The organism is Drouetiella sp. (assembly GCF_059504425.1).
In genome coordinates, this window is the sequence record NZ_JCACIN010000040.1 from 127604 (window position 1) to 139847 (window position 12244).

The following is a 12244-nucleotide window of genomic DNA, read 5'->3' on the forward strand; positions in this document are numbered from 1 at the left end:
ACGGTTCTGTAGGGGCAATTTTTTATATTCTCAAAATGCTGCTTCAAAACCCTGTTGCTATGGCTGTCGCCAGTTTGCTTAGGATCGCAAATTTAATAAAACCAAGTAATTATTTTGAAAAAGTAGGCTACGCCTACTTTTTCAAAATAATTACTTCAGGTTAATTCATCCAAAAATGTCCCCGTCCTAACCGCCTTGGCGGTTGCTATGTAGGTTAAATATCGTGCCCGATCGCGTTGCAACTCTTCTGTCTACCGATCTATCGTCCAATCCCTTCGATGTGCTGATTATTGGCGGCGGTGCTGCCGGACTTTATGCAGCCCTCTGTTTGCCTCCGCACCTTCAGGTAGGGCTACTCACCAAAGATACGCTGGCGCTCTCGGCAAGCGACTGGGCACAAGGCGGCATTGCGGCAGCGATCGCTCCAGATGACTCGCCGCAGCTCCATATCGAAGACACCCTCAAGGCAGGGGCAGGGCTGTGTGAGCCAGAAGCCGTGGCGCTGCTGGTGGAAAAAGCCCCGGAATGTGTGCGCTCACTGGTGGAAATGGGCGTGGGGTTCGATCGCCAGGGAGACGCGCTAGCCATGACTCTAGAGGCAGCACACTCTCGGCGGCGGGTGCTGCACGCTGCTGACACCACCGGACGCGCCATGGTGACAACGCTGACGGCACAGGTTTTAAGCCGCAAAAATATTCGGGTGATTCCCCAGAGCTTTGTGCTGGATCTGTGGATGGAGGAGAACGGCTGTCAGGGAGTGCGGCTGTTTTATCAAGAATCACAGTATCAAGCATCACAGTATCAAGAACCGCAGGGACAGCAAATTATCTGGCTACGGGCAGGAGCCGTGCTGCTGGCGACAGGCGGTGGCGGACAGGTCTTTGCCCAAACCACCAATCCCGATGTCAGCACGGGCGACGGCGTAGCGATGGCATGGCGGACAGGCGCACAGCTCCGCGATTTGGAATTTATGCAGTTTCACCCGACCGCGCTAACGGTTCCAAGCGCACCGCGATTTCTGATCAGCGAAGCCGTGCGGGGCGAAGGGGCGCATCTGATTGATGACCAAGGCGATCGCTTTGCCTTTAAGTATCATCCTGCGGGTGAACTTGCCCCCAGAGATGTGGTCAGTCGCGCCATTTTTAGCCACCTGCAAAGTGCAGCCGATCCGGCATCAGCTCACGTCTGGCTAGATTTACGACCGATCGCCCCAGACCGAATTCGCCATCGCTTCCCTAACATCATTCAGGTCTGCCAGCGATGGGGCGTGGATGTGTTTCAGCAGCCGATTCCGGTTGCCCCAGCCGCTCACTATTGGATGGGGGGCATCACCACAGATACGCTGTGCCGCACCAGCATTCCGGGACTCTATGCGATCGGCGAAACTGCCAGTACGGGAGTGCATGGAGCCAATCGCCTTGCCAGCAATTCTCTGCTGGAGTGTCTGGTGTTTGGGTCGCAGTTAGCGAAGCTAGAGCTGCCAGAGTGGCGATCGGCAGAACTCCCGCCATCTTCCACGACCCAGAATTTGTTACAGGAATGGCGAGACTCAGAAGCCCAAATTCGTCACTGGCGGCAGGAAGTGCCTCGCTTGATGTGGCAGAGCGCCGGAATTTGTCGAGAGCAGAAAACTTTAGAGGGGGCGATCGCTCAAGTCCAAGGCTGGCAGCAGGAGTTTGCGGCTTTGCCTCTGAGTCAGGCTTTATTAGAGGTGCGATCGCTTTCGACCCTACGACTCGACTTGCCCGATCCTATTCCCACATTCCGCGCCTGGGCAGAAACCCGAAATCTTTTAGACGTGGCTTGCCTCATGCTCAAGAGCGCTGCATTTCGTCAAGAAAGCCGGGGCGGACATTACCGACTGGATTATCCCAATACTGAGCCAAGCTGGCAGGTACATACGATCGTAGAGAGCGATCGCATCCAAAAATCTGCGCCCCTTTCAGACCAGTGAACTTTAGAGCCATTCTGCCGGAGGATGGAAACGAGGGTGGAGAAGAGATTCGACCGGGCGATCGCTCCATAAATGCTGCTGCACGATCGTCGGTACGTCACTCGGCTTAATCCGGCAATACCAGAAGTTATCGGGCATGATGTGTACCGTGGTTCCCGATGCACACTGCCCCATACACTCGCTGCCGCTGGCAAATACGCCATTGGGGACAGTCGCCTGAAACGCTGCTAACACCTCAGCCGAACCGTTGCGGAGACAGGAGCGATGCTGACACACCAAAACGCACCGCCGCTGGAGCGGTTTTAGGAACTGAGGAGAATCGGTCATACCAATAGCGGTTTGCCAATTATTAACTGACGGGTGGATGTAGATGGGTCGATGGGTCGATGGGTCGATGGGAAAAACTCATCCACTCATCCACTCATCCACTCTTATTTGACTAAATCACTAGCCAATGCTCAGCACGCGATTAACTAGGCTAGAGACAGATTTTTTGAGCTGTCGCCGCTGCCGCCAGCGAAGAAAGGCTTCCTCGTAGTCTTCGCCGCCTAACTTGAAGGTTTTCCAGGCATCAAGCGCCATGCCTAACCCCCAGAATAAGCAGATATAGACCAGGAATCCGACTCCCCAGCCGTTGAGGAAATTCACGGTCAGCAGGAAACCGTTGACGATCGCAAATTTGGCGAAACGCTGCTGAAAGCGATGCCGTCGTTGCAGATCAAAGGCACTACGCTCGACTGATTCTCCTTGACGGGTCAGCCATTCCTGCTCGGCGGCTTGAATGTCAGCAGGGGCAATGTTTAGCTCGGCGGCAATCTCAAAAAGCTGGGTGCGGGTCAGTTCTCCCACTTCGGCTTGGCGGGCGATCGCAATTTGCAAAATTTGCTGAGCGTCTTCCGAACGGTATAGCTCCATCATGGCAGTAGTGAGACGGGGTAAAAAGTTTCGGGTACGGGAAGCCCTCACCTTAGTTATAAACTATGTGTCCGGTGGACATCTTGCTAATCTTGGACGTATTCTTCGCCATTGATTAGCGCAATTTCCGCCCGCAAAAACTCTCGACCCAGATATGCCGCATGGTCTAGGTAGCCGATCGGACAGGGCTGAGTTTCTTCAAAAATCTTGATACAAAGCTCTTTTGCCGTCCGTCCCGTATAGACTGCCGTGTGGGTATGCTGAGCTTTGCCTTTGGTAGGTAGAGGCTTACCCGTTTCAGGGTCGCAAGCCAAGCCTTTGTCGTCAATGATATTGGCGAAGTGTTTGGCGCAAATTAATTGAGTGGGGCGATCGAGATAAATCAAAAAATAGCCGTCTGGGTCAAGTTCAATAAATCGCTTGGAGAGCTTGTCATCTAAAGCTTTTAAGTCTCTCGCTAGCTCTTGAGCTAACTTACTAAGTGTGAGATTTTCTTCGGGAACCGATGGAGTCATGGAGGATTTAGCTAGATCTGTTTTGGATAGGGTCGGCGATCTCCCAATCTAGCTTATCCGCGCTGTGTTTTTTATGAAGGGCTTACAGTTCCAAGGCTTACAGTCCCAGTAAAGAGACGATCGCCGGAAGTAATTTACTGCAAGCTTCGACGAGTTTTGTGGTGTCGGGCAGGGCAGCGATCGTCCCTTTGATCACTTTAACGGCGGTTCCGGAGAGCTTTTTTAGGGTGCCGTCTGCGGGGTTTTGTCCGGCTTTTGCCAGGGTATTGACTTGCTCTAGGGCTTCGGTTTTGTCGGCAGGGGTAAGGTCAGAGGTGGCGATCGCTTCCTGTAATTCCTTCAGCAGGGCGGCGAGTTGGGCGGCTTCGGGGGTGGCGGTGGCTTGGAGCTGGTTGAGGGTGTTGGTGACGTTGCCGCTGATTTCGCCCAGGTTGAAGGTGCTACCTGTGGCGTTGAGGTTGCCGTCAACGGTGAGATTGCGGCTAGAGTCGGTACTGTCGTTCATGGCTTTACTCTCTGCGGTGGTGTTGATGGAGAGGTTCGACAAAAGTGTGCCAAGGTTGGTGACGGTGGCGAGGGTAATGGCTTTGAGATCTTGGCTATGGCGCTGTTCGCACTCCAGCAAGGCGGCGCTTTTTTCGGCGGCTAATCGGATCTGGTAAACGGCATCCCAGTCTTGTTCAACTTCTCCTTTGTTTGTGTTTTCTGCAACTTTAAGGGTGAGCAATACATCCTGAGCTTGCTCCTCGATGCCTTGGACGGTGGCTTCAGGGTATTTCTCTAGAACCGTTTGCAGCGCGGTTTTGAAGGCTTCAGGGTTGATGCCATCTCGGATCAAGATTTGTACGGTGTCCAAGACTTCTTTGAAATATTTCTCGAAGTCTCCAGGCTGAAAGATTTTGTTGGGATCATGGGGGCGACGCTCTCGGCTGCCAAACTCGTTGGGCTGCTCTAGCAGAAAAACATACTGGCAGTCGATGTCTTTCAAGACTGTAGAAGTGTCGATGTTCCAGGACTGGAGACAAGTTCCGGTGAGCGCAGCCCCCGTCAAATCTGCACCGATGACCAGCGCTTCGGTGAGATTGGCTCCTCGGAGATCAGCACGCTGCAAGTTAGCGCCACTCAGATCAGTCCATTTCAAGACGGCTTCGTTGAGATTAGCGCCGAAGAGATTGGCTTCTCGAAGGTTTTTAGCTTCAACATAAGACTTTTTGTAGCCGTTGCGGGTGACGAGTAATTCTCGGACGGCAGGATTTGCCAGGAGCGAGTCGCCGACTCTGGCTCGATCGAGCTTTTTAGCATCTTTCCAGCAGGCATGGGTGAGGATAGTCGGCTTTTGCTTACTGGCATTAGAATTTGTGCTTTTGAGGTTGGCTCCTGTGAAGTTGGCGGCGGTGAGGTCTGCCCCACAAAAGCTTGTGCCGCCCAAAGCCCCAAACGCTACGCCAAAGCTGCGAACTAGCGCAAATTTTTCGTCTCCTTTGTTGGCTCGCCATGCTACGTAGAAGCTGAGTAACAAAACTGCAACTGCAACTGCGACTGCGACTGCGACTGCGACTGCGACTGTACCTGCGACTGCGACTGCGACTGCGGCTGCGACTGTACCTGCGACTGCGACTGCGACTGCCCCTGCGACTGTGCCTGCGACTGCGACTGCGACTGCCCCTGCGACTGCGACTGCGACTGCCCCTGCGACTGCCCCTGCGACTGTACCTGCGACTGCGACTGCGACTGCCCCTGCGACTGTGCCTGCGACTGCGACTGCCCCTGCGACTGCCCCTGCGACTGCTATGGCGATCGCCATAGCCAGCACAATTGTCCCAGCAGCTTTAGTGGTCAACCCTTGACGGGCGATCGCCAAAAATGTGACAGCATTGAGGCACACAACGGCAATACCCGGAAAAATTGTGTACTGCTGAATGGCATCAGAGGTAAAGAAATAGGCAATAAATACGGCACTGAACAGCACTGAAACGAAGGTCAGCACCCCAGAGAGCAAAAAAGAGCTGACGAGTTGAACAATCATCCATCGCCTCTGAACCCCTGCCCTTGCCCCTGTAAAATTTGCCTTCCTCAGCACCGCATTGGTGAAGTTTGCCCCTCGAATATCGGTATTGGCGAAGTTTGCCCCAGTCAGATCTTGCCCCTTGAAGTTGCGACCGCGCAGGTTTTGACCAGAGAAATCGGAGGGCATGGAGGCAAGAGGAGAAGTAGGGAATGGGCAGTAGGGAGTAGGGGAAATTTAGGAGAGAATTTGCTACAGATGTAGCATGAAAGCTTTGGGGATGGCTAGATGGCAGCAAATATTGTGGTGAATGAGGTTTAAAGCCTCATCGTTCCACCTCAAAGTCTCACTCGCCGAGTCCAAAGCCTCATCGTTCCACCTCAAAGTCTCATTCGCCGAGTCCAAAGCCTCATCCGTCGAGTTCAGAGCCTCATCGTTCCACCTCAAAGTCTCATCCGCCGAGTTCAGAGCCTCATCGTTCCACCTCAGAGCCTCATCCGCCGAGTTCAGAGCCTCATCCGCCGAGTTCAGAGCCTCAACGATTCACCTCAAAGCCTCATTCGCCGAGTTCAGAGGTTCGACGGTTAATGTTGGAGGTGGGGCGATTTACCTCAAAAGCTCATCACTTATGTTCAGAGATGCGTCACCTGAGTCCAAAGGTTCAACGGCTGAGTTAGCAGCGTTGCAATATTTCCCGGTTAAGCGATCGAGCGTTAATGATCCCCCCTAGCCCCCCTTAAAAAGGGGGGAATTGAACCAAAATATGCTCAAACTCCCCCTTTTTAACTCAAAGTTTCCCTTTTCTAACTCAAAGTCCCCCTTTTTAAGGGGGATTAGGGGGATCGCCTTTTATCCAGCAATGCGTCAAGTCGTTATCCTCAAGTACAGGCTAGGAGGTCAAGATGGCACTTCGCTATGAAATTATTTTGTATTGGAGCAACGTCGATCAGGCATTCATTGCAGAAGTGCCTGAACTGCCGGGATGTGCAGCCAACGGCTCAACCTATGCTGAGGCAATTCAGAACGTAGAGGTAATTATGCAGGAATGGATTGAAACAGCTCAGGCATTGGGGCGATCGATTCCTGAACCCCAAGGTCGCTTGCTGTCTGCCTAAACACGGCTTACTCTCCGATCGGGTCAAACACCACCACAAACACCCCGTCAGGAAATAGCCGCCTCAACGTCATCACATAGCCATCAGCATCCGATCGATTCTTGAACCTCGCCACCACCACGCGCTGCATTTTGGGCAGCAGCCGAATCACCGCCCAATGGTTAAGGCGATCTCGATAGGTCATAATAAATTTGTCTCCAGCAGAATATGGAGCCTGAGCCAGCACCCCGGAGCCTGAGAAACTTGGGAATGCTGGCTTTCAGCTTTTTTAGATTAAATAGAATTGTAGACCTTAGTCTCCTAGGAGACAAGTTACTTTAGTGACTATTCAAGAGATAAGTTACTTTGTGCCCTATTTTTGAGAAGGAACCTGACGCTTGACTTAGACGTGGCTCAAGACTCGCTTAAGATTTATATTGACAAAGCTCTAAAGCTTCGATTCAAGTCCTTGTGCGCTTTGCAAGACAGGGATATGAGTCAAGTCGCTGCGGAATTAATAGAAGAGTGGGTTAGGCAGCAGGATTCACGGTCTAAAGGAGACTGAGTTCAATGGCTTCACGCGGACGCGTAACCGCATATCTGCCGGAAGAAATTCAGAAGGCACTAGAAGAATGGGCTGCTGAAGAAAGCCGATCGATCAGCAGCCTTGCTACCTATGTGTTGACTCAAGCCGTCAAAGAACATCAGGCGAAGAAGGCAAAGAAACCTGAGAGCGACCGCCCATAGGCAAGCTCTACCAAGACCTCCGAGGTTTTGAAAACCTCGGAGGTCTTACTCTTGGCGCGATCGTCCCCAGCATCAAATCTGCACAAATTTGTACAATAGAGAAGCAGAACAAGCGTTCTAGCCCTGCCGTCTTCAGATGCGGTAGGCTTATTCTCGATTTGGCTTACTCGATTTGATCCTGCCGCCTATGTCCTCCGTCGCTCCCGCTGGTTCACCCAAAATTCTCCTCATCGACGGGCATTCCCTCGCCTTTCGATCGTATTTTGCCCACTCCAAAGGGCGAGACGGCGGATTGCGCACCTCCACAGGCATCCCCACCAGCATCTCCTACGGGTTTCTCAAGGCGTTACTAGACACCCTGGAAGCCGAAAAGCCGGAGTATCTGGCGATCGCCTTTGACCTCAGCGGCCCCACCTATCGGCATGAGGCAGACGACACCTACAAAGCCGGACGACCCGAAGCCCCCGAAGACTTTGCCCCCGATATGCTCAATCTTCAGGAATTGCTGCAAGCGCTAAACTTGCCCGTGCTGACGGCTCCCGGCTACGAGGCAGACGACATTATTGGCACCCTCGCCCACCGCGCCCGTCAAGACGGCTTTCAGGTAAAGGTCTTGTCAGGCGATCGCGATCTCTTCCAGCTCATCGACCCTGAAGGACAGGTGAAAATCCTCTACCTCAGCACGGTCTTCGGCAAAGGTACGCCGCTGCCCAAAGAATTCGGTACGCAGGAAGTCAAAGACAAGATGGGCATCTTGCCATCGCAGGTGGTGGACTATAAGGCGCTGTGTGGCGATAGCTCCGACAATATTCCCGGAGTGCGGGGCATTGGCGACAAAACAGCCGTGACCCTGCTCAACACCTATGGCTCTCTCGAAAAAGTTTACGCCTCGCTAGAGGAGATCAAAGGCGCGACGAAGAAAAAGCTGGAGGAAGGCAAAGACTCAGCTCTCCACTCGCAATACATGGCGCAGATTCATCTAGATACGCCCGTTGCAGTCAACCTTGAAGACTGCAAGCTGCAAGGCTTCGATGCCACTCAGCTAGATCCGCTGCTAGAAAAGCTAGAGCTACGCACCTTTCAACGGCAAATCAAAAAAATTCAGCGCGTCTTCAGCGGCGAATCCTCAGCCGACTCACCCGTAGACCCGACTCCTGACTCCCGGCTCCCGGCTCCTCGTCCCTCCTTCAACGACGACACCTGGTTCTTCACCCCCGAAGACACTCAGGACAGCCAGCAGTTAGTGACAGCGGCGATCGCCCCCCAAGTCATTGATACCCCCGCAAAGCTAGCCACCCTGATCCAGCTCCTGCAAACGCAGCAAGATCCAGCCACCCCCGTCGCCTGGGACACAGAAACCACTGCCCTCGATCCCAGAGATGCTGACCTAGTGGGAATCGGCTGCTGCTGGGGAGCCGGATATGATCAGGTGGCATACATTCCGCTGAGGCACCGATCGGGTCAGAACCTCGACAAGGCTGAAACGCTGGAGGCGCTGCGCCCGATTCTGGAAAGTGCCGACCATCCTAAAGCGTTGCAAAACGCCAAGTTCGATCGCCTGATTCTGCGGTGTCAGGGGGTGAACCTTCAGGGCGTAGTGTTTGACACGATGCTGGCAAGCTATGTACTCAATCCGGAGAGCAGTCATAACCTCAGCGATTTGGGACTCAAGCATCTCAGCCTCAAGTCTCAGAGCTATACCGATCTGGTGCCCAAAGGCAAAGACATCGCCGATATTGACATCGATCAGGTGGCTCTCTACTGCGGCATGGATGCCTATGTTGTGTTTCAGCTCGTGCCAATTTTGCGATCGCTCCTCCAGCCCACCCCCGAACTCGATCGCCTGTTCCGAGAAGTCGAGCTGCCTGTAGAGCCTGTCCTGGCAGAGATGGAATATGTCGGCGTTCGCATCGACGTTGCTTACCTTCAGCAATTCTCGAAGCGGCTAGAAACCGACTTGGACAACATCGCCCAGCAGGCTTACGCTGCCGCCGGACAAACCTTTAACCTGGGTTCGCCCAAGCAGTTGGCAGACCTGCTGTTTGAGAAGCTCGGACTCGATCGCAAAAAGTCTCGCAAGATGAAAACGGGCTACTCCACCGATGCCGCCACCCTGGAAAAACTTCAGGGCGATCATCCAGTTGTAGATGCGATCGTCGAAAACCGCACCCTCGCCAAGCTCAAGTCTACCTATGTGGATGCCCTGCCGCTGCTGGCGCGTCCTGATACTCATCGCGTCCATACCGACTTCAACCAGGCAATCACCGCTACGGGACGGCTCTCCTCCTCCAACCCCAACCTGCAAAACATTCCCATCCGCACGGCATTTAGTCGCCAAATTCGCGCCGCCTTTGTGCCGGAACCAGGCTGGCTAATGGTGGCTGCCGACTATTCTCAGATCGAGCTGCGTATCCTGGCACATCTGAGTCAAGAGCCAGTGCTGCTGGAAACCTACCGCAAAAATGAGGATGTTCATGCCCTCACTGCTCGACTGCTGTTTGAAAAGGACAACATCACCTCCGAAGAGCGCCGCCTTGCCAAGGTGATCAACTTTGGCGTGATTTACGGCATGGGGGCACAGCGGTTTGCCCGCGAGTCGGGCTTCAAATCTGCTGATGCCAAAGGCTTTATCGAACGCTTCAACGATCGCTATTCCCAGGTCTTCGGCTATCTCCAGCAGATGCAGCGAGAGGCGATCGCCAATGGCTATGTCACCACGATTCACGGTCGTCGCCGCTATTTCAACTTCAACAGCGAAAATCTCAAGGCGCTTCGAGGTCAAGATCCCCACAGCATCGACCTGGGCAAAATCAAAACCCGCGATCAGTACGATGCCCAAATGCTGCGCGCCGCCGCTAATGCCCCCATCCAAGGCTCCAGTGCCGACATCATCAAAATCGCTATGGTGAAGCTGCATGAAGTGCTGAAGCCCTACCGCGCCAATCTGCTGCTGCAGGTGCATGATGAACTCGTGTTTGAAGTCCATCCTGACGAGTGGGCAGAACTTCAGCCGCAGATTAAGTCAGCTATGGAGTCAGCGGTAGAACTGAGCGTACCGCTGCTAGTCGAAATTCACGCCGGACAAAACTGGATGGAGGCGAAGTAGCTGGCAGTTCTTCATCATGGGATGGCTTTTGAAGGATAGGCACCTCTCAACAATCATCCCTAAAATTAGCGGCTAGACGGGGAAACGCGATCGCCCCCCAAACGCTATCATGGAGTTCTGAATCAAGCCTTGTAAAGACGCACTCGGAGGCAGTCTGACGGTTTATACACGCCCCCTTGCTCGGTTGATTGAGCAGTTACAGAGACTTCCCGGAGTCGGCCCTAAGACGGCTCAGCGATTGGCACTCCATATCCTCAAACGTCCTGAAGCCGACGTACAGGCGCTCGCTCAGGCACTGCTGGAAGCCAAACAGCAGGTAGGCTTTTGCTCGGTCTGTTTTCACCTCTCGGCGGAACCTGTCTGCGAGATTTGCCGCGCCTCCAATCGCGATCCCTACACTATCTGCGTTGTCTGTGACTCTAGAGACGTGATTGCCCTGGAGCGAACTCGTGAATATAGCGGCAAATATCATGTGCTGGGCGGTCTGATTTCGCCGATGGACGGCATGGGACCTGATCAGTTGAATATTACCCAGCTCGTGCGGCGGGTCAGCAAGCAAAGCATTAAGGAAGTGATTATGGCGATCAGCCCCAGCGTGGAAGGCGAAACGACGACGCTCTACGTCGGGCAGCTGCTCAAGCCTTTCACCAAAGTTACCCGCATTGCCTTCGGTCTACCTATGGGCGGCGACTTGGAATATGCCGATGAGGTGACGCTGGCACGAGCGATGGAAGGGCGACGGGAGCTGGATTAAGTTGGGTGAAACTCCCTATGAGATGTGGGATTTCTCCCCTAGCCGCTTGGCTTCATCTTCGGTGACTATAGAGGAGTAGGATTTGCCAGGACTGTCCGCTATGGAATATATTTATTACCTTGCGAATGCCAGCCTGACGTTACGAGTGGTCGAACACCTGCATCGGATGCCCTGGTTTCCAGTTCGCTTCATGACGGTTATCCATCAAATCGACGGCTGGGTGGTCAAGGTTAAGTTGGATGGCACTTTAGATGCCCAAGAAGACGGAGACTTGCGAGCTTTTTTAAATGAACTGGGCATTCCCTACGAGCCTGAGATTCGAGTGCGCATGGCAATGTGGGGGCTAGAAACAGGGCAATCGCCCGTTGAGGTGATGCGCCGCTATCAGGTGGCTGTCGTCTCCCACGGAAACCCCGATCGCACTGAGATCGAGGAGTTTCGGATGCAGTTTGTTCAGGGCTTAGGATACTGTCCAGAGACATTGGCATAAACCTTTAGCAAGCCGTTAGTCATTTAGCCGTTAGTCAAACGCGCCAGGAATATACTGCTGAAGGGTGAGGCAGTGGCGATCGATCGTCACTGCCTTTCCAATTTCGATATCTACTGAGGTTTTTTTCAGCAGAGGCGATCGCGACTCCTGACCAGAGATAAGCCGACAGGAAACCAGCGCTACATCGAATCGGCAGGGCAAGGCTGCTAGGTGCGGGTGTTGGGTTAGAAAGAATTGTGCCGATCGCCAAAGCTTATCTCGCTTTTGAGAAGTGATGGAAAGCAGCCCATTGGTGTCCCAGTTACCGCTGCTCCGGGCTTTCACCTCTACAAAAGCCAGTGGTGTTTGGGTACTTGCCGGATTGGCAGTATAGATGACTAGATCCAGTTCTCCCCATTGACAGCGCCAGCGCTGCTGCAAAATCTCCCAACCTTGAGCGATCAACCATTGCGCCACTAGATCCTCTGCCAGTTTGCCTAGCTCCAGGCTAGCTTGCCGATGTGATTTAAGCGCTTTATCAGGCATAGTCGAGGCTGTAGAGAATCGGTAGCTAGTTTAGAATGCCCGATCGCCTTAAATGATCTTCTATGGCATTACGTAATTGATATAGCTGTCGCCAGTTTGCTATGCCAATTTAAATTGATGAGGCGGCAGATGATTTTCG

12 protein-coding genes are annotated in these 12244 nt (G+C 53.4%); 6 read left to right on the forward strand and 6 right to left on the reverse strand.

Features of this window, described 5'->3' with window-relative positions:
- Positions 1–223 precede the first annotated feature (223 nt).
- Entirely contained in the window at positions 224–1954 is a 1731-nt protein-coding gene (gene nadB, locus AC5JMP_RS09305; protein ID WP_495851174.1) for an L-aspartate oxidase, read from the forward strand.
- 3 nt (positions 1955–1957) lie between these two features.
- Here nadB and AC5JMP_RS09310 read toward each other — a convergent pair whose 3' ends face one another.
- From AC5JMP_RS09310 to AC5JMP_RS09325, 4 genes are all read right to left on the reverse strand, one after another.
- Entirely contained in the window at positions 1958–2281 is a 324-nt protein-coding gene (locus AC5JMP_RS09310; RefSeq protein WP_495851175.1) for a (2Fe-2S) ferredoxin domain-containing protein, read from the reverse strand.
- A 120-nt stretch (positions 2282–2401) separates the two neighbouring features.
- Positions 2402–2872 carry a 2TM domain-containing protein gene (locus AC5JMP_RS09315; protein ID WP_495851176.1) on the reverse strand — a complete coding sequence of 157 codons (471 nt, stop codon included), beginning with the start codon at positions 2870–2872 and terminating at the stop codon, positions 2402–2404.
- Positions 2873–2955: 83 nt separating this feature from the next.
- Positions 2956–3384 carry a DUF4346 domain-containing protein gene (locus AC5JMP_RS09320; RefSeq protein ID WP_495851177.1) on the reverse strand — a complete coding sequence of 143 codons (429 nt, stop codon included), beginning with the start codon at positions 3382–3384 and terminating at the stop codon, positions 2956–2958.
- Positions 3385–3481: 97 nt separating this feature from the next.
- The gene (locus AC5JMP_RS09325) at positions 3482–5578 is read right to left on the reverse strand and encodes a pentapeptide repeat-containing protein (protein WP_495851178.1); all 2097 of its coding nucleotides are present in this window, start codon (positions 5576–5578) and stop codon (positions 3482–3484) included.
- 713 nt (positions 5579–6291) lie between these two features.
- Between AC5JMP_RS09325 and AC5JMP_RS09330 the strand changes: the two genes are divergently transcribed.
- Complete coding sequence (locus AC5JMP_RS09330; RefSeq protein ID WP_495851179.1) at positions 6292–6504, forward strand: type II toxin-antitoxin system HicB family antitoxin; 213 nt, start codon at positions 6292–6294, stop codon at positions 6502–6504.
- Between the two features lie 7 nt (positions 6505–6511).
- Here AC5JMP_RS09330 and AC5JMP_RS09335 read toward each other — a convergent pair whose 3' ends face one another.
- Entirely contained in the window at positions 6512–6688 is a 177-nt protein-coding gene (locus AC5JMP_RS09335; RefSeq protein WP_495851180.1) for a hypothetical protein, read from the reverse strand.
- Between the two features lie 365 nt (positions 6689–7053).
- Here AC5JMP_RS09335 and AC5JMP_RS09340 point away from each other — a divergent pair, with 365 nt between their 5' ends.
- The 4 genes from AC5JMP_RS09340 (at position 7054) to AC5JMP_RS09355 (ending at position 11580) form a co-directional block, all read left to right on the forward strand.
- Positions 7054–7230: a ribbon-helix-helix domain-containing protein gene (locus AC5JMP_RS09340; RefSeq protein ID WP_495851181.1), complete on the forward strand. Its 177-nt coding sequence runs from the start codon at positions 7054–7056 to the stop codon at positions 7228–7230.
- 187 nt (positions 7231–7417) lie between these two features.
- Entirely contained in the window at positions 7418–10336 is a 2919-nt protein-coding gene (gene polA, locus AC5JMP_RS09345) for a DNA polymerase I (RefSeq protein ID WP_495851182.1), read from the forward strand.
- A 154-nt stretch (positions 10337–10490) separates the two neighbouring features.
- Positions 10491–11090 carry a recombination mediator RecR gene (gene recR / locus AC5JMP_RS09350; protein ID WP_495851381.1) on the forward strand — a complete coding sequence of 200 codons (600 nt, stop codon included), beginning with the start codon at positions 10491–10493 and terminating at the stop codon, positions 11088–11090.
- 100 nt (positions 11091–11190) lie between these two features.
- On the forward strand, positions 11191–11580 hold the full coding sequence (locus AC5JMP_RS09355) for a hypothetical protein (protein WP_495851183.1): 390 nt from the start codon (positions 11191–11193) through the stop codon (positions 11578–11580).
- Positions 11581–11610: 30 nt separating this feature from the next.
- Here AC5JMP_RS09355 and AC5JMP_RS09360 read toward each other — a convergent pair whose 3' ends face one another.
- Positions 11611–12105, reverse strand: a complete 495-nt coding sequence (locus tag AC5JMP_RS09360; protein WP_495851184.1) for a YraN family protein — start codon at positions 12103–12105, stop codon at positions 11611–11613.
- Between the last annotated feature and the right edge of the window lie 139 nt (positions 12106–12244).